General features: G+C 45.3%; 15 protein-coding genes and 1 pseudogene. 8 read left to right on the top strand and 8 right to left on the bottom strand.

All coding sequences use genetic code 11. From position 1 onward, the window contains the following. Positions 1 to 187: 187 nt before the first annotated feature. A complete protein-coding gene (locus tag H6F52_RS12835) occupies positions 188 to 2,047 on the bottom strand; it encodes a GGDEF domain-containing response regulator (RefSeq protein ID WP_190535177.1) in 1,860 nt (619 codons plus the stop codon). Beyond that, entirely contained in the window at positions 2,047 to 8,508 is a 6,462-nt protein-coding gene (locus H6F52_RS12830) for a PAS domain-containing protein (RefSeq protein ID WP_190535173.1), read from the bottom strand. Before H6F52_RS12830 ends, H6F52_RS12835 begins: the two co-directional genes overlap by 1 nt. A 925-nt stretch (positions 8,509 to 9,433) precedes the next feature. On the opposite strand from H6F52_RS12830, the gene H6F52_RS12825 reads away from it, so the two are divergent. After that, on the top strand, positions 9,434 to 9,613 hold the full coding sequence (locus tag H6F52_RS12825; RefSeq protein ID WP_190535170.1) for a hypothetical protein: 180 nt from the start codon (positions 9,434 to 9,436) through the stop codon (positions 9,611 to 9,613). 182 nt (positions 9,614 to 9,795) lie between these two features. Here the strand turns inward: H6F52_RS12825 and H6F52_RS12820 are convergent, their stop codons facing one another. Next, positions 9,796 to 12,402, bottom strand: a complete 2,607-nt coding sequence (locus H6F52_RS12820; RefSeq protein WP_190535167.1) for a CHASE2 domain-containing protein — start codon at positions 12,400 to 12,402, stop codon at positions 9,796 to 9,798. Between the two features lie 201 nt (positions 12,403 to 12,603). Between H6F52_RS12820 and H6F52_RS12815 the strand changes: the two genes are divergently transcribed. The 6 genes and pseudogenes from H6F52_RS12815 (at position 12,604) to H6F52_RS12790 (ending at position 21,297) form a co-directional block, all read left to right on the top strand. Further along, a complete protein-coding gene (locus H6F52_RS12815; RefSeq protein WP_190535333.1) occupies positions 12,604 to 13,473 on the top strand; it encodes a shikimate dehydrogenase in 870 nt (289 codons plus the stop codon). A 648-nt stretch (positions 13,474 to 14,121) separates the two neighbouring features. Beyond that, entirely contained in the window at positions 14,122 to 15,405 is a 1,284-nt protein-coding gene (locus H6F52_RS12810; RefSeq protein ID WP_190535164.1) for a glycosyltransferase, read from the top strand. A gap of 323 nt (positions 15,406 to 15,728) precedes the next feature. Further along, positions 15,729 to 17,057, top strand: a pseudogene (locus tag H6F52_RS12805) (IS701 family transposase). A gap of 151 nt (positions 17,058 to 17,208) precedes the next feature. Further along, positions 17,209 to 18,396 carry a formate-dependent phosphoribosylglycinamide formyltransferase gene (gene purT, locus H6F52_RS12800; protein WP_190535161.1) on the top strand — a complete coding sequence of 396 codons (1,188 nt, stop codon included), beginning with the start codon at positions 17,209 to 17,211 and terminating at the stop codon, positions 18,394 to 18,396. 154 nt (positions 18,397 to 18,550) lie between these two features. Then, complete coding sequence (locus H6F52_RS12795) at positions 18,551 to 19,330, top strand: S-layer homology domain-containing protein (RefSeq protein ID WP_190535158.1); 780 nt, start codon at positions 18,551 to 18,553, stop codon at positions 19,328 to 19,330. Continuing rightward, positions 19,330 to 21,297 carry a WG repeat-containing protein gene (locus H6F52_RS12790; protein WP_190535154.1) on the top strand — a complete coding sequence of 656 codons (1,968 nt, stop codon included), beginning with the start codon at positions 19,330 to 19,332 and terminating at the stop codon, positions 21,295 to 21,297. The genes H6F52_RS12795 and H6F52_RS12790 overlap by 1 nt, the downstream gene beginning before the upstream one ends. 35 nt (positions 21,298 to 21,332) lie before the next feature. Here the strand turns inward: H6F52_RS12790 and H6F52_RS12785 are convergent, their stop codons facing one another. Continuing rightward, positions 21,333 to 22,154, bottom strand: a complete 822-nt coding sequence (locus H6F52_RS12785; protein ID WP_190428607.1) for a M48 family metallopeptidase — start codon at positions 22,152 to 22,154, stop codon at positions 21,333 to 21,335. Positions 22,155 to 22,536: 382 nt separating this feature from the next. On the opposite strand from H6F52_RS12785, the gene H6F52_RS12780 reads away from it, so the two are divergent. Beyond that, the gene (locus H6F52_RS12780) at positions 22,537 to 22,806 is read left to right on the top strand and encodes a GlsB/YeaQ/YmgE family stress response membrane protein (RefSeq protein ID WP_190535150.1); all 270 of its coding nucleotides are present in this window, start codon (positions 22,537 to 22,539) and stop codon (positions 22,804 to 22,806) included. Positions 22,807 to 23,205: 399 nt separating this feature from the next. Here H6F52_RS12780 and H6F52_RS12775 read toward each other — a convergent pair whose 3' ends face one another. The 4 genes from H6F52_RS12775 to H6F52_RS12760 form a co-directional block, all read right to left on the bottom strand. Further along, positions 23,206 to 23,913, bottom strand: a complete 708-nt coding sequence (locus tag H6F52_RS12775; protein ID WP_190535147.1) for a molybdopterin-dependent oxidoreductase — start codon at positions 23,911 to 23,913, stop codon at positions 23,206 to 23,208. A 159-nt stretch (positions 23,914 to 24,072) separates the two neighbouring features. After that, the gene (locus H6F52_RS12770) at positions 24,073 to 24,681 is read right to left on the bottom strand and encodes a cytochrome b/b6 domain-containing protein (protein ID WP_190535144.1); all 609 of its coding nucleotides are present in this window, start codon (positions 24,679 to 24,681) and stop codon (positions 24,073 to 24,075) included. Positions 24,682 to 24,774: 93 nt separating this feature from the next. Further along, the gene (locus H6F52_RS12765) at positions 24,775 to 25,212 is read right to left on the bottom strand and encodes a DUF4864 domain-containing protein (protein ID WP_242033934.1); all 438 of its coding nucleotides are present in this window, start codon (positions 25,210 to 25,212) and stop codon (positions 24,775 to 24,777) included. A gap of 84 nt (positions 25,213 to 25,296) precedes the next feature. Continuing rightward, entirely contained in the window at positions 25,297 to 26,415 is a 1,119-nt protein-coding gene (locus tag H6F52_RS12760; RefSeq protein ID WP_190535142.1) for a response regulator, read from the bottom strand. Between the last annotated feature and the right edge of the window lie 145 nt (positions 26,416 to 26,560).

Below are 26,560 nucleotides of genomic sequence, written 5' to 3'. Positions count from 1 at the left end.
CCAATTTATTGGGGAGATGCCAGGGAAATCAACGTTTTGCAACTTAACTAAAGACGTGCGAACACCGTATCTTTTAGCCGAAAGAGAAATACAAGCAGATGTACACTCCCCCGATTAAATTTATTTTGTATGCTCCGCAGATTAAATTTAATTTTTAAAATAAAAAGAAATTTTCCTAGATAATTAGTTACCACTGAGGATCTGCTTCAATTAGTTCTGAAGCTAATTTACTTTCTACAGGTTTGGAAAACAAATATCCTTGACCAAAATCACAATTGAGCGCTCTTAGTTGGGCTAATTGACCGGAAGTTTCTATTCCTTCAGCAATCACACTTATCCCCATCGTATGAGCCATTCTCATAATTGCGGGAACCAGCCCTATATTTTCTTGACTACTTTCCATACGGTTAACGAAAGATTTGTCAATCTTCAGGGTATTAATTGGAAAGCAGTGCAAGTAACTTAAGGAAGAATAACCTGTTCCGAAGTCATCAAGGCTTAACTGAATTTGACGCTTCTTGAGTTCCTGAATAATTGCCATTGCTGATTGGCTATTATTTATAAGGACACTTTCTGTGATTTCTAGTTTTAAGCTTTGTGGACTTAGTTGAGTTTTTTTAAAAATTTCGTCTATTTGCTCAATTAAGTTTGATTGGGAAAACTGCCGACCTGAAAGATTCACGCTAATTGTTAGAGGTTCTTGCGTTAGTTTTTGTTGTTGCCAAATCTTTAATTGCTGGCAAGCTTCCCGCATCACCCAAGTATCAATCTGAGTAATCAAACCTGTTTCTTCTGCAATTGGAATGAAGTCCAATGGAGAAATAAATCCCCGATGGGGATGATTCCAGCGCACTAACGCTTCAAATCCAGCAAGTTTGCCCGTATTCAGTGCAACAATCGGCTGATAATAAACTTGAAATTCTTGTTGATTTATAGCCTTTCGCAGGTCGGTTTCTAGCTGTAAAAGCTGGATAGCTTCCTGGTGCATAGCTGGATCGAAAACATGATACCGAGCTTTGCCACATGTCTTTGCATGGTACATAGCAGTATCTGCATCCCGCAACAAATATTCAGGTTGTTCATAGTTACTATTCCCCAGAGCGATGCCAATACTGGCGCTCATGAATACTTCATGCCTGGATAGTTGAAAAGGATGCATGAGTTCTTGAAGAATCCGATCGGCAACTACGGTAGCAGTGCAGGCATCATTAATTTGTTCAACGATGATTGCAAACTCATCACCTCCTAATCGCGTTAGCGTATTGACGATGTTCAAACAGGGTTCAAGTCGTCTGGAAAGAGCCTTTTGGACACGCTTGGCAAATGCAATCAGCAGTTCGTCTCCCACCAGATGACCGAGAGAATCGTTGACGACTTTAAAGCGATCGCAATCGAGAAATAACACCGCAAACTGATAATCTGCCTCTTGCTTAGTCCGGCTGAGTGCGTTTTCGAGACGCTCCATGAAGACAGCCCGGTTGGGCAAGCCAGTTAACGGATCGTGCAACGCCATATCTAGCAGTTGGCTCTGGATTCGCTTGCGCTCAAGAATTTCTTCATTGAGTTCTTGATTCGTCCTTTCTAACTGACTGGTACGCTCCTTGACCCGATTTTCAAGCTCTGCGTTCAGTTCCAGAACTTTTACTTGTGCTTCTCTCAGAGCCAGTTGATTCTTGACGCGGACTAACACTTCTTCTACCTGAAACGGCTTGCTGATGTAATCGATTCCGCCAACCGTAAAAGCTTTTACCTTGTCAATCGCCTCATCGAGAGCGCTTAAAAAAATTACAGGAATCTCGCGGGTTTGCTCGTTCGCTTTCAGTTTTTCGCAGACCTCATAGCCATTCATTTGAGGCATATTGATGTCGAGCAAAATCAAATCGGGCGGTTTTGCCTGACACGCTTTTAGAGCAGTTTGTCCGTTCGTTACGCTGCGAACTTTATAGCCCTGATGACTTAACAAATCGGATAACAGCCGCAGATTGTTTGGCGTATCGTCAACAAGTAGAATATTTCCGTTTAGTGGAAATACGCGATCGCTATTCATTAGATAATTTGTTCGATTAAATCAGTGATCTGTTCAAACTGAAAGTTGTTGACACAATCCACCAGAGCATTGAATATTGGAGCCTTTGACTCCGCGATTTGCTCGGCGAGGCTCAAAATCAACTCCGCATCTGCCTCAATAGCGGCTTGATAGAGAGCTGCAATCCACTCAACAGGCATCTCTTGAAAGAACGAAGGACTTAGGAGAAACGATGAATTGGGTGCTGAAGTTTCCGTAGTCCCCCTAGGTCGAGGGAGGAAGCAACTTTCGCCTTCTAATGACTCTTCATAAAGATAACGTACCCCTAAATGTTGAGCCATTTTTTCAAAGATAATTTCATTCCGGAAAGGTTTGCCGATGAAATCATCGCAGCCTGTTGACAAAATCAGGTTTCGCTGATCTTCAAAGGCACTAGCCGTTATCGCAATAATGACTACCGCCTGACCATTCACATCCGCTTTAATGCGTCGGGTAGCTTCATACCCGTCCATCACTGGCATCCGCATATCCATCCAGATCAGGTGCGGCTGCCAAGTCTTCCACAGGGCAAATGCTTCTAGACCATTTTCGGCTTCGCGCACTTCAAATCCAACATCTGTTAAGAGTTTGACTAGCAGGATGCGATTTTCCAAGCGATCTTCCACAACCAGGATGCGATATTGAAGTTGGTTCGGGACTAAACCAATCACCCTGGGTTGCGGCTGTGTCGTTTGAATATCAGTCGCTTCAGCTTGACGAATCTGGATATCAAATGAAAATCGCGTTCCCCGATCTACTTGGCTGCTGACTGCAATATCTCCTCCCAGAAGTTGCACAAATTTGCGGCTAATTGGTAGGCCTAATCCAGTTCCTTGCTGAGATTGCCGACCTGTTTCTGTTTGGGAAAAAGCTTCAAATAGTTTGTCTACTTCTTGTGGGGAAATACCAGGGCCGGTATCTTCGACTTCAAACACCAAACGGTGATTGGGAATGGATAATGGGGAATGAGATTTCTGCGGATTATCGATTTGATGTCTAACTCGCAAGGTGACACCGCCGGATGAAGTAAATTTGATGGCATTTCCGAGGAGATTCATCAAGATTTGCCGCAATTTACTTTCATCTGTTTGCACGTATTGAGGAATATCTGGGGCATAGTCTAAGATAATCTGTAATCCCTTGGATTTCGCTTTTAATCGAAACATCTCTTCTAGGTTGTCCAAGAGGCGAATTAAGTCAAAGCAATTTTCATGAATAGTCGTTCTGCCTGCCTCAATCTTGGACATTTCTAGAATGTCGTTGATTAATTCCAAGAGATGTTCGCCACTTCGATTAATGATTCCCAGATATTCCTGATGAGCTTTGGATAGAGATGAGTCAAGGTTCATCACTTGGGTAAAGCCGAGGATGGCATTGAGTGGCGTTCTCAGTTCGTGGCTCATGTTGGCGAGAAATTGGCTCTTGGCGTGGTTGGCAACCTCGGCAGCTTCTTTCGCTCTGCGTAATTCTGCCTCAGCCTGAAAGCGATCGCTAATATCGATCATCAAACCATCCCAGAGAATATTCCCATCCGCTTGCTTTTCCGGTCGAGAATCCCCTTGAATCCATTTGATGTTCCCTTGCACAATAATTCGCCAGATGCCATGCCAATGTTTTAGCGTATTCGCTGAGACAGCGATCGATTCAATGACATTGGGTAAGTCATCTGGATGAACTACATCAAATATTAAAGATATATTCTGCTGAACCGCTTCTGGAGAAAGACCAAAGATTTCTTGGCAAACGGGACTGATATACGGAAAACTCATCATCCCATCCGGGCGCATCATAAATTGATAAATCATGCCCGGTATGTTTGTTGCCAAATTTTGATACCGACTGTTGCTCCGTTGCAATGCCTCCTCGACCCGTTTGCGCTCGATAATTTCAGTGGTGGCTTTTTCAAAGAGCGTGCATTGCTGGATAGCGATCGCCAATTGCACAGATAACTGTCTGAGACATTCGATTTCGGAGGAGTGCCACTCCCTTGCGCCTTCACAGTGCTGGGCAATCAGCAATCCCCACAAATTTTCTCCTTGCAAAATCGGAACCACCAAGTTCGCTTTCACCTCAAACTGGCTGAGTAAATCAATATGGCACTCATTTAGACCCGCGTTGTAAATATCCGCCATCGCTCGAATGCGACCTTGCTGGTAAAGGGGGACATAGGTTTCCACAAAGCAGCCATCTTGAATATTGCTTCCGACAATTGGCGTCCAATCCTCGCCCACGGACTCGACAGCCACAACCCCGCTCCAGTCTAGATTAAAGTGGTAAATAATTGTCCGATCGGTTGCCAAAAATTGTCGGACTTCATCCACGGCTGTTTTCAAGACTGCCTCTAGGTTAAGAGAGGAGCGAATGCGTTCTTGGATAGTCCCCACCAACCGTTCCCGCAAAAATTGCTGTTGCAAGGCAATTTCCGCTTGTTTGCGATCGCTAATGTCCCGGCAGATGCAAACCCGAAATCCTTCTTCGGTATAAGTCAGAGAAATTTCTAGGAAAAAGGTGCTTCCATCCTGCTTTTTACCGATTGCTTCTCCACACCATTCTCCCTCTCGTAACAGAATGGGAACAACTTCTTGAGCCAAGCGATTAATTTCATCTGGGTAAAAAAGTTTGTGCCAAGTCTTACCCAAAAGGTCATTGATGTTGTCGTATCCAAAAATCTTGATATGAGCATCGTTCAGATAGATGTACTCATCCTCGGCATTGAGAATCGCCATACCATCCAATGCCGACTCTACCGCGACTAACTGCCGCCGCAGTTCGCTTTGAGCATTGACAAGCTCTTCTTGTGCCTGTTGACGAACTCTAATTTCTTGCTGTAGCTGTTGATTTTGGCAGTCGAGATAGGCACGGTGTTGTTTTTCCTGCTCTAAGAGGGAAGCTTGAGCGATCGCAATCCCGACTTGAGCCGCAACAGACTCTAATAGTTCAATCTCGTCTGCTGTCCACTGACGGATGCGATCGCACTGATGCAAGCCAATTGCTCCGTTCGGTTCTCCCTGGTAAGAAGTCCGCACTGCTAGCATCGACTTTAGACCGATCTGGCGGCAAAATGGCTCAACCGCTTCTAAAAGAGGCTCAGCATAAACATCCGGTGAGGAAATGGCAGCATCTTGTGCGAGCATTAGCTGGACATGGGGATTGCCAACGACAGGGATATCCAAAGACAGTAGCGATTGATAACCAGGAGCCACAAACTCAGCGACTATCGGAATTCTGAGTTCCGGTTCCACCACGTAGGTATGAATGAGGCAGCGATCGATCCTGAGTAGCTGAGAAATTTGTTCGGCGGCGGTGGCAAAGATGTGCTGAGGTTCTAAACTAGAGCGGATTTCTTCGGCAATCTGCTTGAGCAGGACAGTCCGGCTAAATTGATTGGTCAGCGCTTCTACTGCGATTCGCTCCTCGGTGATATCCGCTTGAATCCCCACATAGTGAGTCAAGCACCCTAAAGCATCTCGCACCGGAGCAATAGAAAATTCATTCCAAAATAAGCTGCCGTCTTGGCGATAGTTCCGCAGCACAACGCGACACTCTCTTGCTTCGCGCAGTGCCAGCCGCAGCTCCTCAAGAGCGGGTTGGGTGGTGTCGGGTCCCTGTAAAAAGCGGCAATTTTTGCCCAGAGTTTCTGCTGCCGAGTAACCCGTGATGGACTCAAAAGCTGGATTGACGTAAATCACTGGCGTGTCGGGCAGTTGGGCATCGCTAATGACAATACCATTGCTAGAAGCGGCGATCGCTCGCTCCAGCAGTCGCAGCCGCTCTTCTGAGTGCTTGCGATCGCTGATGTTTAAGGAATACCCAACGCACTCGATGGGATTACCCGCTTCGTCTTTGACCAATTTCATCTGATCGTAGAGCCAGCGATAAGTTCCGTCCTTGTGCAAAAAGCGGTATTCGTAGGCGTAATCTCCTGTAACAAACAGTCGCGGTAATTCAGCAAAGACGCGACTAACATCTTCTGGATGGATGTGGCTTGCCCAAAAAGTTCCATCTTCGAGAAATTCTTGGGCTTCATAGCCTAAAACTGTCTTGATATTCTCACTGACAAAGGTGATGTCATAATTCCCCGATGCCTTGCAGCTATAAATAATTCCCGGACTAGAGGTGAGCAGATGTTGCAGGCGTTCGGTCGCCGAGCGCAGTGCCACCTCCGCTTGTTTACGAGCAGTGATTTCCATCACCACTCCCCCAACGCCAGAAAGCCGATTATCCTCGTCTGGTATGGGAAAGAAAGAAACCATCCAGTCTCGAACAATACCCGGTTGGCTCGGTACTTCACCGCTGATTTCTTGGTTGAGAATAGATTCACCTGTTGCGAACATTCGCCGATAGAGAGGTTCCAGCTTAGGGGCGATATCGGGGATGACTTCACAGAGGCTCTTGCCAATCATGTCACCCGCGGGGAAACCATTCACCTCTGCCAGGAGTTCGTTGATTTGCACAAATCGCAGTTGCTCGTCCATGATGCTCAATCCGACAGGAGCCGAGCTGAAAAAGGCATTCAGGCGAGCTTCCCGCAAGGCGAGTTCTCGTTCTAAGGCAATGCGAACGACTTCGTCGCGCTTCGCTCCGCTAACGTCTTTATGCGTCCCCGTCATCCGCAGCGCCACACCAGAGCGATCGCGCTCCATTACCTTACCATGACACAAAATCCACTTCCATTCGCCTGATTTTGAGCGCATCCGCAATTCAATTTCGGAAACGGGTGTTTTACCTTCCCGATGCAAGGTTAAAGAGTCTATCGCCCGAGAGGTATCCTCTGGATGTACTAGCCGCTCCCAGGACTGGTAACTGTTCTCAATCTCCTCTGGCTCATACCCCAGCATCTTCTTCCATTGCCGGTCGAAATACATCTCTCCGGTCGTTAAATTCCAATCCCATATCCCTAAAGCACTCCCATCTAACGCCATTTGCAGCCGTTCTTCGCTGCTTCTGAGAGCGGCTTCGGCAAGTTTGCGCTCAATCAGCCAACCTAACTGAGCCGCAACTGCACTTACTAGCTCAAACAAATGTCGATCTTCTGCACTTTTGCCACGCTTAAAGAAAACTAAAACTGCCAACACTCGCTGATTGGCGAGAATTGGCACGCCCAAACCCGTCTTTAATCCAACTTTTGCGGCGATTTGCGCTCGCACAAAGGTTTCCTGGGTGGCTTCGGAAACATCTTCGACCCATTCTGGTTGCTGCGATGACCAAACGCGCCCTGGCAGACCCACGTTGGCTCTAAATGTGACTGTTTCGCTATGGCGTCGGAATTCTTCAACCGAGCTATGTCGCAAGGCGACGACCGCTTCGCGATCGCACCCGTACCAACCCGGACTATTTTTTAAAACTGTACCATCATCAGACGGAACCCAAGTTTCTCCCAAATCCCAGCCGATTGTCGTACAAATTAACCGCAAAATAATTGCTAAAGCAGTATCAACGTCAACAGAACGATTGATGGCTTGGGTTGCTTCCAGCAACAGACGAATTTCAACTTCTGCTTGCTTTCTTTCAGTAATATCGCTTGTCGTGCCGAGAATCTGCTTTACCTTGCCCTCAGCGGTTCTCGCAAACAGAGTATCCCGATTGAGCAGAGTCCGCCATTCTCCATTTCGATGCCTCATCCGGTACTCATTCTCAAAGATTTCGCTGTCAGCGGCGTCCTCGAATTGTTGGAAATATTCCGGCAGTCTGGCGAAATCGTCAGGGTGCATCAGGTTTTGGAAACCTAACCCCATTTCTTGAATTTCTTGGGGCGTATACCCTAAAGTCGCGCCGATTTCACGATTAATATAAACATTGCGCTGCTCGCTCAGATCGTAGAGAAACAAAACATTGGGGCTTGCTTCGGCAATCCGCTCAATGAAATGCTGACTCTGGAGTAACTCCTGCTGTGTCTGTTTATGTTCGGCGATTTCAGATTCTAGATTATGCAGCGTTTTTAATAACTCGGCGGTGCGATCGCTAACCCGAATTTCTAACTCATCGTTGACGCGGCGTAATGCTTCTTCTGCCTGCACCCGGATTGCAATCTCGCTCTGGAGTTCCTGGTTGAGAATCTCTAGCTGTTCGGGCGTTTCCAAAGCCAGGAATTGCGGCAGCAGCGTTACCATTTGTAGAGCCGTGTAGCAGGAAACCAAGGCAGTCATCGCTTGCTCAATTCCTGTCAGCCAGTAAACTGGATGCCAAAGCGTCCAGATTTCCATCAGGTGCCCGGTACCGCAGAGAATAGTAAAGGCTCCAAATAAGGCAAATATCCCTTGAAAGGGAATATCTTTCCGCTTGTGGATGAAGTAGATGAGCATCGCCGGAATTGAGAAATAGGCGATCGCAATCAACAAGTCAGAAACCAGGTGAAGCCATACCAGTTTCGTTTGCCAAAGGTAGCAGTGACCGTGAGGGATAAATTGTCCTGAAGAAAACAATTCTTTTAAAAGCTTCCACATATTACGATCTTTGGCTATAATTCGGAGTTATTCCCGATGCATAAAGATACGGTTAGATAAGCTTCCTAGCTTTAGCTTTTGCCGCGACCCCTCAAGCGCATTCGACTCAGAGTTGAAGCTCAAACTGATGGATAGCTGAGTCTTGGGTTTCCATAACAGCGAGTAATATGCAGAAGAATCTGCTAGAGATTGAGCAAGTTGAGTCAGTACAACACTTGATTCAAGATTGATTCCCCATCTTTAGATAGATATTCTTCATTATTAAACATGACAATTCTATTTGGGTAAGTCAAGGGAAGAATTTAGTTTTATCTGTCTGTCTCGAACCCCTCTTCCCCCCAGATCAGCTAAATTTGCTTGTCCATACTTGGTGGGAGAGGCAGTTTAAGGTTTATGAATTTTGTTTGTATACGTGACAACAACTATCTAGCGATCGCCTACATAAAGCCTTTCTTCAAAACTGCTTTTATCAAACTAAAACGGTTGAGGCAGATTCTGGTGAATTTGCCAAGATTTAGGTGGAATCTCTAGATTGCCCTAAATTGGGCATTGCTAAATCAAAGTTTAATTCAGCAATGTCAGGTAAAGGATCGCGATCGCAAAACGGTTGTCACCTTGCAACCTCGCTTTGTAAATGTGGAAAAAGCGAAACTTGCCACTAGGTGACGAGCTATTAATTTAAAAAATTTTTCTTCAGTTGATGAGAGACATAAAAGCCCGATCCCTGACTCACTCCTCGCAGAAACTTAGTTAGCAAAGTCCATGTGAAGCCAAGCAATCTTCAACTGGCAGCAAAAAGATATAGAAATATTTAAGAATCTGCTCAAATACTGTTGAGAAATCAGGTTGAGGGTAGACTGATTGATGGCAGCGATCGCTCTACAACTCAGGAGTTGCCATTGGGGCAATTATACGCTGATCGTGATTGACTCTCCCAGCTGATGGGGCTGGGGTGTCGATTCATGAAGTGCGAAGGGAAATTAAGATTCAAGGCAGTGTGGAAGAGAAAGCGATCGCTGGTCAGCTCGCTCTAGAATCTCTTCCCGGTTCATCTGCATTTAAAGCTCAGCGAGAGGAGCCAGCGGCACCGACTCAGACCCATTAAGGCGCTCCAATTCACTGCTCGTTGCTATACCAATTCTCCATGATTCGTGAAGGAAAAATCGGGGAGCTAAATCCTCCCATCTCACTACTGAACTAGGATTCCTATATACCCATAATTGTGCAATTCATTAATCAATCAATTAACTATTAGCAATCTCAAGCAAAACAAACTCAATAAATCTTTTAGCCGTCTATCCTTGTCTCTGTCAAACTATTATTGCTGTTCAATTGAGAATTTGTGAGAATTGTCGGGTTTGAACTTTCCGTTGCATCGTTTCCGACATCAAAACTGACCGTATAAACAGATGCATCAGGCGCGTACACTTCAATTTTGTAATTGCCAGCAGAAGGCAGCAATGCTTGCCACTGTGCGCCATCGGTAATCGTCCCGACCGTTTGCCCTTCCGGATCGATTACGGTGATATTGACGTTGCCTTCTACGGCTGCCACTGTCAATAGCTGCCCCTCAGTGGCGGAAAGAGAGAAAGAGTGGCACTGATTAGGTTCTAAGTTGCCACCCATCGTTGTTTGTGTAGAACCTGAGTGGAAGCTGATTTCCTGAGTGAATAGTGTATCTGCTGGGATTGACTCCTCTGGGGGGCAGTTATCTATCGGTGCTGAAAGCGTCTCTTGGGGAGTTTTAGGTTGCTCTTGTTTTCTTCTTTTTGGAGCCAGCCGACAGACGATCGTGGAGCCGCCGCTACCTAGCAAACCCAGCGCTGGTGCTGCGACAGGTACCCAACCTGCCTGCATAAAGAAATAGAAGCCGGTAACGAACAAAATGCCCAGCGTTGCAGTTCCAACCACAATCAATCGCAGGGGATGACGGATTCGCCAAGCTAAAATGCCGCCAACGGCTGCCCATCCCACAATCCATAGCACCTCAACCCATTCCGACCAAGACCAAAACAAAGGTCGCTTGTCTAGAACAACGCTGAGGATTTGGCTGACGGTCTGTGCTTGCACCCTTACCCCAAACATCTTACGACTGCCCCCGTAGGGAGTATAAAAAACGTTATCAACTGTGGGTGAGGTGACACCGATCAGAACAATGCGATCTTTAACCCAGTCGGGGTTAATCTGACCTTTCAAAACTTCAGTGAGCGTTACCTGCTGGGCGATATTATGAGCGGAGCGATAATCGAGCAGGATCTGGTAGCCGCCTGAATCTGCCTGCTGGTATCCTCCAAAATTGGCTTCTAGGGGTTTGAAGACAATTGAATTGAGCTGGAGATAATTTTTTGGGTGCGGTTGTGCCTCGATTCCCAGTTGTTCCAGGTAGCGCAGTGCCAAACGCGCACCGAGGGAGTAGGGGGTCTTACAGGCACCGACATCGGAAGTCGCAAACAAGAGACTGCGGCGAACGGCGTTATCGGGATCGATCACCAAATCGTCGAAGCTAAGGCGGTCTTCCGGGACAATTTTTGGCGGTGCAACTCCAGGATTATCGATATCGCTGATTTTGCAGACGGTAATGATGCGATCGCTCTTTTGTAATTGCTTAGATAATTCTGCATGACCGGGTTCCATCGGGATGTCGCGATAGATATCCAAACCGATGACTCGTGGTTGATGCCGTTCTAGTTGCGCTAACAGCTGATGCAGAGTCTGGTCGGATAGCGGATATCTGTTTTGAGCTTTAATATCTGCTTCGGTGATTTCGACGACTAAAAGGCGAGGATCTGGCCCTTCCATTGGGGATGAACGATCTAAGTCTCCCAATACCCGTGTCGCAAACCGTAACCGCACCATCTGATCGAAGGTTGCCAGTTCCAAGGACTGCAAACCACCCAGTTGCCTCACCCCTAGCAACAAGCTGGTAGCGAGGATACTGGCGATCGCTAAACGGATCGGCGATGCCTTTTTCTCAAGGACACCCGCGCGATCGCTAATTTTTTCCCCGCTTTTGTCGGCAATATTTTCTGGATCAAATTTTTCTGCAACGGGCGTATTTTCAGATAACGATACCTCTGTCAATGAAGCGATCGCTTGGCTGACTTCTGTAGCGGACTGGTAGCGATCGCGGAAGTGGTATCGTACCATCTTGTCTAAAATTGCTGCTAGGCGATCGCTGACCTTTACTTTATCCCGCCAAATAATCTCAGAGGTTTCAGGATCTTCTGGTAGCTGGTTCGGTCTTAACCCAGTCAGCAGTTGGATGGCAGTGATCCCCAAGGCATAGATATCGCTGCTGTATTTTGGCTTACCCGCTAGTTGTTCGCTCGGCACATAACCTTGAGTGCCAATTCCGACTGTAATGCTGGTCTGATCGGTTCCACTCGTCAACTGGGTGCGGATTTCCTTGACCGCGCCAAAGTCAATTAAAACTAATTTGCCGTCCTGTCGCCGCCGGATCAAATTGCTCGGCTTGATGTCGCGGTGGATGACTTGATAAGCATGAACAAACTCCAGGATGCCCAGTACATCCTGCAAGAACTGAATAATTTCAGATTCGCTCAGTCGCGTACCTTGGTGCAATTCATCGCTCAGCGGCGAACCTTCAATGAACTCCTGCACCAGGTAAAATTGTTGATCTTGTTCAAAGTAAGCTAGCAGATGAGGGATTTGTTGGTGGTGGCCCAGTTTTTCAAGCGTTTTTGCCTCGGTTTTGAACATCCGTCGAGCCACCTGCAAAAAAGCAGGATCTTGACGAGCAGGTTTGAGGTGCTTTACAACACACTTAGGGTTTCTCGGTCGCTGCGTATCCTCGGCAATGTAAGTTTGACTAAATCCTCCAGCTCCTAAGACTTTGACAACTTTATAGCGCCCTCCCAGTTGTGTTCCCAGCATGGTCGCTCAGTATGCATCAATCCTGATTTTGGCATACAACTCAGTTTTGCTGAGCTTGGTTATGTATCTGTTGTCAGTTGTCGGTCGTTAATGATTTTTCTCATCCCCGTGACAAGTCGCTCTTAATTGCTTGTCAACAAGATTTCCGATAGCCGTATGGTAGTAAGAAGCGATGCTTGTTACCAACTTTTCCAAATGCAGATGATTCAAGGTACAACCAAACTTTTAGGGGTGATTGGTCATCCCATCGGGCATTCCCTATCGCCGGTGATGCACAATGCGGCGATCGCTCATTTAGGATTAGATTGCGTTTATGTACCTTTGTCGGTCGCGCCGGAAGATTTAGAGAAAGCGATCGCCGGTTTTGCCGCAATGGATAATTTTGTGGGCTTTAGCGTTACCATTCCCCACAAACAGGCAATTATCCCCCTGCTATCAGAAGTATCCGACATTGCCCAAGCGATAGGAGCTGTCAACACCGTTACGAAGACGGATAAGGGATGGATGGGCACGAATACGGATGTTGAAGGCTTCCTCGCCCCCCTGGAAGCTGACCAGGGCGATTGGAGCCAAAGTCTAGCGGTCATTTTAGGCAATGGTGGTGCGGCGCGGGCAGTGGTTGCCGGTTGTAAAAAGCTGGGTTGTGCCCAAATCCATGTTGTTGGGCGAAACCGGGAGAATTTAACCGCTTTTCAAAATAGCTGGCGCAATTCATCTTTACCAGTAGAAATCAGCACCCATTCTTGGGAAGAACTCCCGAATCTGATTTCTCAAGCATCTTTGTTAGTCAATACAACACCTGTTGGGATGTACCCGAAGGTTGACGAGTCTCCCTTAGACGCAGAAGCGATCGCCAATTTGCCAGAAGGCGCGATCGCTTACGATCTAATTTACAAACCCAACCCTACCCGGTTTCTGCAACAAGCACAAAGACAAGGCGCAATTATCGTTGATGGACTGGAAATGCTCGTCCAACAAGGAGCCGCCGCCCTGAAAATCTGGTTAAACCGCGAGCCGCCAGTGGACGTGATGCGCCAATCTCTACAAAAACAATTAAAGATCGAAAATTAAACCCAGCGTGCAATTTTTGGGATTTCTCCCCTAATGCAGCGGGGACTGGAGGATCTTGTCAAAATTTGCTTGACATTTCGATTCTCTATCGTCCTGAAAAAAGAGGCTAAGAAAAAGTTACCCATTAGTGTAACTTGAGAAAAGATGCAATCTTGAGCAAATTTACGGATATTCAAATCAAGTTATTGTGTCAGCAGACTTTTTTATGCGAATTTTTACTGACTTATATATTACAATTTATTAAAATCTCTTTTCTAAGTAAAAAGGTAATCTCTTGCGAGTCTTACTGAAGAAAATTGATTTGCTCTTTTACATCAATCTTGTAACATTTGCAGTAGCTTAGATATCATTTCACTCAATCTTTACAGGTTGACCTGTAAATCTACTTACTAATTTAAAGATTAAGTAAAGATACTGCCGTACGGATGTGGTATTAAGTACTTGTTGCGTAGTATAGAGCAGCCCTAAAACCGTAAGTTTGCGTACCTGACAGGAGCCGCTAATTTTTACGGATCTTTTTAAGGATCTCAAGATTAGAGGGTCAGATTTCTCTGAAGTCTGGACAGGCTGAATCTGAGAACATCGCTCAGGCTCTAAGTTTAGCTGCAAGTATTTGATTTTATTGACTTTAAAGAGGAATAAAGATATATGGTGGAAAGCCGCAAAGATATTAAAAACAATCCCACGCTTCCTGGATTGCCACCCCTATTGCGGGTTCCATCAGAATCATTGCAAATCGCTGAATTAGGTCTTCCCACGGCTTTAGCAGGCTCTAAGAATTTCGAGAAATTAGGGGAAGAGCGTGGGTACGCCCATACACGCCCACTCCGTTTTTCTTTAGTGGTTCCTACCTATAACGAAGGGGACAACATCCGGGAGATTGTCCGATTACTGACTCAGCTGTTGGATGGAGCTATCCCGAATGACTATGAACTGATTGTGGTCGATGATAATAGCCCCGACGGAACTTGGGAAATCGCTCAGGTTCTAATGTTGGAGTATCCGCATCTGCGAGTGATGCGGCGGATTGAAGAACGGGGACTTTCGACAGCGGTAATTCGCGGCTGGCAGGCAGCGCGGGGAGAGATATTAGGCGTAATTGATGCCGATCTCCAGCATCCACCAGAGTTGTTATTGCAGCTGTTAGCGAAAATGGATCGGGGCGCAGATTTGGCGGCGGCTAGTCGCCATGTGGAAGGTGGCGGCGTCAGCGACTGGAGTATTATACGTAGATTTTTATCTCGCGGTGCCCAGATGCTGGGGTTAATACTGCTGCCTGGAGTAGTGGGTCGTGTCTCCGATCCGATGAGTGGTTACTTTTTGGTACGCCGCGAGTGCTTGGTGGGCAAAACACTGAGTCCGGTGGGTTACAAAATTTTAATTGAGGTGCTGGGTCGGGGCGATATCCGTTGGATTGCTGAAGCAGGCTACGTGTTTCAAGAACGCCAAGCGGGGGAAAGTAAGGTCAGTGCGAAGCAATATGTAGATTATCTGCGGCATCTACTGAGGTTACGCCTTTCCCGCTGGCCCATTGGTCGATTTCTCCGATTTGGTGCAGTCGGTTTCAGCGGCGTATTTGTAGATATGGCAGTCTTTTATCTGCTGCGTACCCAAGTGGGATTGGGACTGACGAGCAGTGCAGCTTTGGCTTCGGAGTTGGCAATTATCAATAATTTCTTGTGGAATGACAGCTGGACTTTTGCTGACATTTCCAGTCGCCAACAGGGATGGAACAAGCGGTTCAAGCGGCTGTTGAAATTTAATCTGGTCTGTCTGAGTGGGCTGGTATTAAACCTTTTGATCCTGAATTTGCTGTTCAATGTCCTGGGTGTGAATCAATACGTTGCGAAGCTAATTGCGATCGCTGCGGTGACTTTGTGGAATTTCTGGATCAATCTAAAACTCAGCTGGCGGGTGACGGAAACTAAGTAATCTGAGTCTTTAATCATTAGTCCTGAGTTATTCGTCGTGAGTCTATCAATGGCTCTTGACCCATAACTCTTAACCCAAAGAAAAAAGGCGATCGCGTTTAACGCGATCGCCTTTTTTTTATTTCTCTCCTACTAAACTTTCCCTAACTGTAGAAAAAGTCTCTAGCATCCAGTCAAACAAGTACACTCATAACCGAGAGTTGTAGGGTTACTTCCTGTTTGGATGATACTCAAACTCCGATGAGAATTATCCCTCTTCTGTCACTTTCCGGGTATTCTGAATAAAAGAAGAAAAAAAGAAAACCCTGAAAGGTAAGTAGGGCAATGGATGTAGAATTACAAATCCTGAAACATTTGGCAAGAGATGCTCACCCAACAGTTGCCATTATAGATGAATATTGTGCCGAGTATAAAGACCTATTTAAAGAAGTAAGAAATTATGAGTGCTTCAAATATTTACATCTGGGAATAATGTCACCAATCAAAAGAAAATCATTACCAGAGATAGCAAAAGTCGTAAGGATAAACTCCGCCCAGTCATTACATCATTTTCTAGCCAACTCAGATTGGTCAGGAGATAAATTAAAACACCGAAGATTAAATAAACTCAAGAAAGCACTAAATGGGCAGGCGATTACGGTAGTAATAGATGAAACAGGAGATAGGAAGAAAGGGAAAAAGACCGATTATGTAGCAAGACAATATTTAGGAAGTGTGGGGAAAGTGGAGAATGGGATAGTTTCCGTCAATGCCTATGGAGTTGACTCTAATATAACTTTTCCATTAAGTGTAAAAGTATTCAAACCAAAAGGGACGCTAAAACCAAAGGATAAATATAAAACGAAAATAGAGTTGGCATTAGAAATCATTACTGAATTAATTGAATCAGGGTTTATTATTGAATTAGTACTAGCTGATAGCTAATATGGTGAAAGTAGTCAATTCATTAGAAAACTCGCTGAATACAAATTAGATTATGTCGTAGCAATAAGAAGTAATCATGGAGTTTGGCTACCAGTAGGTCAGGGGGTGAGGGCGAACAAGTGGTGTAGATTTGAAAGAACCTCTAGCGATCAAAAATCAGAAATTAGATATATTAGAGAAATAATCTATGGTAAAAAGAGAGCCATAACTCACTGGGAAATAACTACAGACCCAGAAACCATGCCGGAGAATTCTACTTCTTTCATAATGATAAATCTGCAAGGGAACCTGAAGAAAATTTTAGGTAACCTGTAGGGATTAAGAACTTGGGTGGAATATGGTTTTCGACAGTGTAAGCAGGAACTGGGCTGGACAGATTACCGTTTCACGAATTTCCAACATATTGAGAGATGGTGGGAACTAATTTTTTGTGTTTACACAATGATTAGTTTAAATTCTCCAGCCTTTTTAGGCTTAAATCAATCTTGTAAAATTGAGACTGAGGTAAAAGAAACTAGTTCTATTGATTTTTCAAATCATCAGCAATAGAACCATGAATGCGGATGGAAGAATACTATAAATAATTGGCGTCTAATTATTCAACTACTCTTACTATTTTGGATGATTTATCCCTGGCTAAACATTTTCCCTGATTCACATTTATTACTAGGATTTAATCATTTAATTGCTGCAATGAATCAATTTAAACCCTGCTATGCTTCTGGATAATTTTACTTATTTACTACTTGCTTACTTCGGAAAGTGACAGAAGAAGGTTAGGAAAGGATAATGTATAAATTTTAGGCGATCGCGATCTAAATAGCGCTGCTTAGTTTTACAATGAATTGGCGAAATCTGGTAGCTCAAAGTCAAAAAATCAATGGGACACTCTCTGAAGCTTCCTCAAAAAATCATGCTGCTTGGTTCAGGAGAACTCGGCAAAGAATTTGTCATCGCTGCTCAACGTCTAGGCAACCATATCATTGCAGTGGATCGCTATCATAATGCTCCAGCAATGCAAGTTGCTGATGAATTTGAAGTAGTTTCTATGCTTAGCGCTGATGACCTAGAAGCCGTTGTGCAAAAACATCAGCCAGATTTAATTATTCCAGAAATCGAAGCGATAAGGACAGAGAAACTAATTGAATTTGAAAAGAGAGGGTTTACAGTCATTCCGACTGCTACTGCTACCCATTACACGATGAATCGAGACCGGATTAGGGAACTTGCCCATCAACAGTTAGGAATTAGAACTGCTAAATATGCTTATGCAACAAAGCTAGAAGAATTTATTGATGCTTGCGACAAAATTGGGTTTCCTAATGTAGTGAAACCTGTGATGTCATCCTCTGGAAAAGGTCAATCGGTCGTCAATTCGAGCGATGAGGTTGAAGCGGCATGGAAGTATGCGATTGAAGGATCTAGAGGAGATACTCAAAAAGTTATTGTCGAAGAGTTCATTCCTTTTGAATTAGAAATAACCTTGCTAACCATTAAGCAGTGGAATGCTCCGACCATTTTCTGCCCTCCTATTGGTCATCGTCAAGAAAGAGGAGATTATCAAGAATCTTGGCAACCCGCAACAATGCCAGAAAACTTGCTTTTGGAAGCACAGGCGATCGCGCAAAAAGTTACTGATGCTTTGGGAGGCGCTGGAATCTTCGGGGTGGAGTTCTTTATTACCAAGGATTCTGTAATTTTTTCCGAACTTTCTCCCAGACCTCATGATACGGGAATGGTGACATTAATTTCTCAAAACTTGAATGAATTTGAATTGCATCTAAGAGCGGTTTTAGGCTTACCAATTCCTAAAATAGAACTATTAGGGGATTCAGCAAGTGCAGTCATTCTGGCAAGTAAACATTCAAATTCAATCGCTTTTATGGACGTGCAAGAGGCTTTATCTGAACCGAATGTAGACATTCGATTATTTGGAAAGCCCAATTCTCGCCCTAACCGCAGAATGGGAGTTGCTTTGGCGAAAGCAAGTAATGTCCAAGAGGCGCGAGATAAAGCGACTAAAGCCGCTAGCAAGATTAAAATTGTTAATCAAGACGATCATTATTGACGTTTGATTATTAGAGATTCCCCAACCCCCCTTTTTAAGGGGGGCTAGGATAAAATTTCAACTTTTTACAAAGAATATAGGGTGGAGCAAATATTTCGTCTTTAAATATGACAATTGTATTAATAGATAAATTAGAAGTCAGGAGTTATTCAGGTTGAACGATCCTATTTTTTCTGATATTCAAAACCATTGGGCGCAAGAGTGTATCAAACAACTGCAAGCGCGAAATCTGATTAGCGGCTATCCAGATGGTACCTTTCGTCCGAATGCACAGGTGACGCGGGCAGAGTTTGCGGCGCTGGTGCGAAAAGCGTTTCCCAATACTGTCCCGATTCGGAATGCGATTAACTTTGTGGATGTGCCTTCAAGTCATTGGGCTTATCAGGCGATTCAAGTTGTTTATCGGGCTGGTTTTTTGTCTGGCTATCCAGATCGCACATTTAAGCCCAGCCAGCCGATTCCGCGAGTGCAAGCTTTGGTGGCTTTGGTGTCGGGGTTGAAGTATGGCGCTCCCACAAATCCTAGCGAGATATTAAAGAAGTATTTTGAGGATGCGGCGCAGATTCCCAATTATGCAATTGGCGCGATCGCGTCTGCAACCGAAAAATATCTTGTCGTCAATTATCCGAATGTCCGACGCTTTAACCCCAATCAGAATGCCACGAGAGGCGAGATTGCGGCTTTGATTTGTCGCGCTTTGAGTATTCCTGGCGTGCCCTTGCAGTATATTCCAGGGATGGAATTTGTGGTGATTCAACCGCAATTTGATGAAGCTGAAGCTTTTTCGGAAGGATTGGCACGAGTCAAAATTGCTGACAAGTGGGGTTATATCGATAAAACAGGTAAACTCGTAATCTCGCCACAATTTGATGAAGCGGATGCTTTTTCTGAAGGAGTGGCACTGGTTAGACAATACGCGCCAAAGAGGCAGTAATGGAAACTCGCGGTGTCTGGATTACCACGACAGATAGCAAAGTCCTGAATTCTCGGCAAAACATGGCTGCGGCGATGGATTTCCTCGCTCAAACTGGGTTCAATGTGGTTTTTCCTGTTATTTGGAATAGTGCCTTTACGCTATATCCCAGTAAAGTGATGCGAGACAATTTTGGGGTCGAAATTGATCCGCGATTTGTTGGTCGCGATCCCTTAGCTGAAATGGTAACGGAGGCACGTCGAGTTGGACTTGCGGTGATTCCTTGGTTTGAATACGGATTCGCCTCTTCTTACAATCAAAATGGCGGACATATTCTAGCGAAAAAACCTGATTGGGCTGCCCGCGACAGCAGCGGCAATTTAGTTAAAAAGAACAGTTTCGAGTGGATGAATGCCCTTGATTCTGAAGTGCAGGAATTCTTACTAAATTTAGTGCTAGAAGTTGTTAAAAATTATGATATCAGCGGCATTCAAGGGGATGACCGAATGCCCGCGCTTCCGAGCATTGCCGGTTACGATCGACGAACAAGCGATCGCTACTTTCAGCAGTTCTTCCAAAATCCTCCACAAAACCCAAAAGATCCGCAATGGCTTCAGTGGCGTGCGGATATTCTCACGGATTTTTTAACTCGCCTCTACCAAGAAGTCATTAATATTAAGCCAGACTTGCTGATTTCACTGGCACCGAGTCCCCACGGTTGGGCACTTCAGGAATACTTGCAAGATCCCAAAGCTTGGAGCGATCGCGGGTTGGTTGATATGATGCATCCACAGTTGTATCGCCGCGATTTCTCTAGTTACAAACAACTGGTTGATAGTCTTGTCGCCCAGCAATTTACCCCTGAACAACTACCCACGCTGGTGCCCGGTATTCTCCTAAAAGTCGGTGGATATCGCATCAGCGCCGACTACTTGTTGCAAGCGATCGCTTACAATCGCTTTCGTGGCATCCAAGGCGAAGTTTTCTTCTTCTACGAAGGGCTGCGAGAAGACAACGACGCCTTAGCCAAAGCCTTGCGTTCTGGCCCCTACTCCCAGCCTGAACCCTTTAATCCCTCACAATTAAAACAGCTTGGTTTTACCAGTCGGAGAATTGGCGGCAAATATAGCTATATCGACACGACCGGAAAAAGTGTCAGCCAGCCGCAATTTGACTGGGTGGATTCTTTTCATAGCGGGTTGGCGCGAGTCAAAATGGGCTATAAATGGAGCTTTATTGATACTACCGGAAAATTGATTAGCCGATTCCAATTTGATAGCGCTGAGTATTTTAGAGAAGGGATGGCAGCGATAAAAATTGGTAGCAAATATGGTTATCTCGATAATACGGGGAAACTCGTCATTCCGCTGCAATTTGATGAAGCTAAGTCTTTTTCAGAAGGGTTGGCAGCAGTCAAGATAGAGAACAAGTGGGGCTACATCGATCGGAGGAACACTAAGGCGCTAGATGCTCCGCAGGGTTGGATCAACAACTTTCTGCTTCGCTTCCAAACTATTTTTAATCCAAACACCCTCACAATTCCTCCGCAATTTGATAGCGCTGATGCCTTTTCGGAAGGAATGGCACGCATTGGTGTTGGTGGAAAATATGGTTATATTGACACGACGGGAAAGCTGGTAATATTGCCACAATTTGAGGACGCTAAATCTTTTTCAGAAAAATTAGCAGCGGTAAAACTTGCTGGGAAATGGCAGTATATCGATAAAACTGGGAAGGTGGTAATTTTGCCGCAATTTGAGGATGCTGAGTCTTTTGTAGAAGGGCTAGCAGCAGTCAAAATTGCTGGCAAGTGGGGCTATATTAACAAGATAGGAAAGCTGGTCATTCCTACAGAATTTGACAACGCGCAATCCTTTTCCCAAGGATTGGCGCTGGTTAATATTGGTGGATCGTGGCGTTCCGGTGAGAATGGGGAATTGTCTTTCAGCGGCGGGAAGTGGGGCTACATTCGGAATGTGCTGTCTTGAAGGGCTGAGGGCTGTAAGGGTGAGTTTCCCGGTCGTTACTGAGTTGCGGGTGGCAAACGCGATCGCACAGACTGAGCAAAGTCCTCGCGTCCAATCTCCAACTGTGGTGGAACGCCATTGGGATAGGTTTGAGAGATCAAAGCCTGTAGTTTTTGAATTCGGTTTTCAGGGTTGGGGTGGGTGCTGAAAAACTCCGGGGATTGACCGCCACTCCTCGCACTCGCCAGAATCTGCATCACTTCGACACTGGCTTTAGGGTTATATCCAGCTTGCGCCATAAACTGAACGCCAAGACGATCGCTTTCTAGTTCGTCCTCCCGTCCGTAGCGCAGATTGACAATCTGGTTCACTGCTTGGGCAATCACTTGCGCCTGCCGACCCCCACCTTGGTCATCACTCGCCGCGACTCCAACTGCTGTCACTAGTGCCGTACCGAGTTGCTGTTTTGCCAAGCGTTCCGCCCCGTGTCGTCCCACAACGTGCCCGACCTCGTGCCCCAGCACAGACGCCAGTTGTGCTTCAGAAGAAAGACGACGCAGCAAACCCGCAGTAATGAAAATTTGTCCTCCCGGCAACGCGAAGGCATTAATCGTTTGAGGGTCGCGCAGCAGATGAAATTCAAAGGGATAGCCGGAAGTCTTCGCCTTGGACTCCTGCACCACCTCATTTCCTACTTTGTCAATATAGTTTTGTAGTGCCGGATCTGGGTACAGACCGCCAAATTTTGCTGCCATTTGCGATCGCGCTTGCAGTCCCAAGACGACTTCCTCCTTTGGCGAAAGTTGCACCCGCTGCTTTTCCCCAGTTACCGGGTTCTCCACTGTCGTAGTGCAGTAACTAACTAACCCAAATAGCATAAGTAACAGTGCAATTCCCAGCCGGATCAGCGCTCTCACTGCTTATTCCCCCGATTTATTCGTCCGGAGATTATCATACTGCTCGGCAATCTAACATCAGTCCGAAGGATGCTTTATTTAATTTTTTTGTAGGATAAAGGCAATTCTAGAGCTTGAACCTAAGCGTTTATCTTCTTTTACCCCAATGTTAAATATTATTAATTGACTGGAAAGTTCGGTGCAATCAATAGAGGAATTAGCGCTGTAGGAACCTGAACGTGAAAAGAATACCGTTTGCCTATCTTTTGGGGTAAAGACACTTATATCGTGTGGCAGATAGGATTGCTCTATTTGAACTGTTAATCTGTAAATGTAAAGAAGAGACTATTAAGGAATCAGAACCATGAACATTATTGCTTGGATCGTTTTAGGTCTGATTGCTGGTGCAATTGCTAAAGCTATTTATCCGGGTCATCAAGGCGGTGGTATTCTTGGAACCATCCTACTAGGTATCATTGGAGCTTTCGTAGGCGGTAGTATTGGTACTTTCCTGCAAACGGGGACTCTACAATTAGCAGCTTCTAGCTTGAGCATTCCTGGAATCATTGTTGCTGTTTTAGGCGCAATCGTTGCAGTCTTCCTGTGGAACTTACTCACTCGCCGCGCCGCTTAAGTAGCGCTACATCTGCCACTTCGTTCGGCAGAGTCAAAATGCTCAATCTGCGATCGCAGCTCTTGGGTAAGTCTTGGGCAACTGATTAATTTTCAAGGAAGTGAAAATTGCGTTGTAATAGACGACAGATAAGTAGTATACGCCTCGTCAGTAGGGGAGTATCAGAGACTCCCCTACACTTTCAAGGCAATGAGATCAAAGAACGCGATCGCTTGGCTCAAGATTGATATTTTTTGATTGAAGTATTAAACTTCGGAAATTCTCAATCTTGCCGTACAAAGTTGCTTTATAGCTTTGAAAATAGCTTTGAAATAACTGCCAGAGCCTGCATCTACCGTTCGTATAAAGTTCAAGAGAAAAATCAAGATAAAAATTGAAGTGTGAAACCGCAGGCTGCAACTATAGTCCTGCGAACCATTCATAACCTTTATCTTCCCAATAGCCTTTATAAGGTAACAAATCGCTAACTAGCGTAATGCTTGTCACCCATTTGCTTTGCTTGTAGCCGAGTTTAATCGGGGAAGCTAGACGTAGAGGGGCACCATTCTCAACCGATAAAGGTTGACCATTTTTTTGATACGCCATGAGAGTTTGGGGATGCAACGCAGAAGCAATATCCCAACTTTCGTAATAACCATCCGCCGACTTAAAGTAAGCATAGCGGACATTCGCTTTTGGTTGCGCCAGAGATACAATTTCCCGCAGTTGGATGCCCCCCCACTGTACAATTGCCGCCCAACCTTCGACACAGACATGGCGAATTGTCATTGAGGATAAAGGCATTTGCTGAAGATCCGCCATACTAAGACTCAAAGGATTATTAACCTCGCCATTTACATTTAGGCGAAACGCAACAGGGTCTATTTGTGGCGTAAAGTCAAATGTATTAATAATTAAAGCATCTGGCTCAATCTGGCTAGCAGGAAATTCAGGTACAGGTTTTTGCGGATTTAGCAGCAACTCTTCAACACTTTGGTTGAGGGGTTCAAAAGCTTTACCTGCAATCCCCTCAAACACGCTGAACGCACAACCCCCCAGAAGTAAGCTAATACTAGAAAGTCCTGATAATTGCAGAAATCTGCGACGGGGAACTTGAATCAAGTTCATAAAATATCTCTACTAAAATATTCAATAACTTAAATAGCAACCTCCTCCTTTAAGAGTTACAGTAAGAAATCCAGTGAACTCATTTTGAAGAAGGAAACTAGATTGATAATGAGCTTTAGGATTGTTGTAACCCAACCTACAGCTCATTATAAAATACCGTTACCAGAACATAGAATCAATTAACCGAGAACCTCCTACTTTAAGAGCTAGCCAAGAGTGAACCATTGCAAAGAGTATGACAGTTGGCACACTCATAAAGTGAACAATTCGCAATGCTTGCCAATCGCCAAATAAATCAACAATCCAGTAAAATTGAGCTGGTTTATACATTCCCAGTCCGCTTAGCAAAGCGAGCAGTAAAATCGGAATAATCGCGGTGTAAGCAATTCGATGCCAAGCATAAGCAATGCGCTTGGGGTTGTGGCTCAATTGCAGTGCCTTCACATCCTTCTCACCTACAAATCGATGCTTCCAGCGCCGAGTTATCAAAATATAAATCCCGTACCAAACTAAATTTAGAGCAAATAGCCACATGGCAGCAAAATGCCAGTGTCTACCTCCAGCAAGCCAGCCGCCTAGCAAAAACAAGGGTGGAAAATGCCAACCACCGCGTCCGCCAAAAACCGGATTGGCGTTGTAAATCTGTAGTCCGCTGGTAATCATTAAAAGCAAGCTAATAATGTTGATCCAGTGAAATGATTTTACCGCCAAAGCTTGTGTCGGTAGCAGTGGGGGGCGAGGTGTTTGGGAGGAAATAGACGAACTCATAGATTTATAAGTATAAATTTATCTTTTTTTGATTTCATCTTAAACACTATCTTCTCACATCAAAACTCAAAACTCTTCTTACCAATTTTCTATTCAAACCGTTTCTCCTTTTACTGGCACTAAATAACACCCAGTAATTTTCCATTTACCCTGAGATTGCTTTTTCATCAGATAAAGTGCCCTGATCAAATTTCCATCTCGATCGAGTAGAAGCACTTGCTGAGCTGGGAATCCTTCAATTGTGGTCATGTTCTCAAACATCACGGAACGAGGACGATGAACTGGTTGATAAGCAGCCTTCACCATCCTTAAAAAGTTGTCTGGAGTCCCGAATTGAGCTTGAATTTCTGCGCTAGCAAAGGAGAAAGCACCTTCAGCATCGTCTTTCTGAAACGCTTCTAGTTGGCTAGTGATGACAGAACGGATAATCAGGCGATCGCTATCAGTTACTTCCATTTGTTGAGCTTTAACGGGTAAGGTGAGCGGTAAAAAAGCCAGCAAGAATTTCAGGAAACAACGGACGCAACGCATCTGAAAATTATTTTGACTTATCGGAGATTTTAATCTGGGTTAGCAAGCCGGATTGGAATGAGCCAAGAACTCCGTTAGGCTCAATCAACCAGATTTAATCTGAGACAATCTATCTTGCATTTCTACATCCACCGACACCGAGCGAATTTTGCGCCCGATTGCTGGAGGCTGCCGCAGTTCGCATCGGAGATCCGCAACTAATTCGCACAAGTGTTGCGCTATGTCCCTATCCAATGGCGTCTCCGGTTGAAAGCTATGTTCAATCTGACGAGCTAGTTGAGAACCCCAAGGAAAGCCAAACATCCCTAAAGAACCCGCTAGCTTGTGAGCTGCCCAAACTGCTCGGTGGCGCTGTTCCAACCCCAGTTCGTCTCTCAATAAGGCAGTCGTTGCCTCCTCAACAACATCTATCCGAGAGATAATCTCTCCTTGCAAGCGCTCCCAAACTTTCATCACTGCCGCCTGCGTTTGAGCGGGAGTCGGCGGCTGGTGTAGGGCGGAGGATACCGCTTGTGTTAGAGGATGAGATTGAGCTGGCTTGAGGCGATATCCTAGCCCATAAACCGTCTCAATCAGATCGGTGGGAGCGCCCGCGGCTCTCAGTTTTTGCCGCAACCCTTTAATGTGAGATCGGACGGTTTCTTCAGCGGGTGGTTGCTCAAACGACCACAGGTGTTCCAGAAGCTCGCTGCGGCTAAAGACTTGATTCGGACAGCGCACAAACAGTTCTAGTAGCGCATACTGTTTGGGGGTAAGATGCAAGTTTTTCCCTTCATAGCGTCCCTCTAAGGTAGGCGGGTCAAGACCTAGGCTGCCATTCTTCAGAATTGGCGGCTTTAATAAACAGCAATGACACAGGAGAGTGCGGACACGAGCCGCTACTTCTTCTAAATCAAAGGGTTTGAGGACATAATCATCCGCACCAGCATCCAGCGCAATGACTTTATCGCCATCAATTTCATGGGCAGCGTATAAAAGAATCGGCATCAACCGCCCTAAAGAACGTAGCCGCTGACAAAGACTGATGCCATCCAGTGTGGGGAGCATCACATCTAGCAAAATTAAGTCATAAGTACCAGCCCGTGCGAATTGCCAGCCTGCTTGCCCATCGGCTGCCCGGTCAATTATATAATTGCGATCGCTGAGGGTTTTGGTGAGAGCTTGTGCCAAACGCTCATCATCTTCCACTAGCAGAATGTTCACTTTGAGATTTCCCCTAATCCTGATTCGCTTCCCGTCAAGCACTGGCGACAGACGCCCGCAGGCATTTTCTACATATATCAATTAATTTGTCAATAGTGTTTTAAAAAATAAGCATTTCTATGAAGTTATTTAAACTAAGTTTGCC

Origin of the sequence: Coleofasciculus sp. FACHB-542 (assembly GCF_014695825.1) — a bacterium.
GTDB lineage: Bacteria > Cyanobacteriota > Cyanobacteriia > Cyanobacteriales > FACHB-T130 > FACHB-T130.
This window is presented reverse-complemented; position numbering and strand designations above follow the sequence as displayed.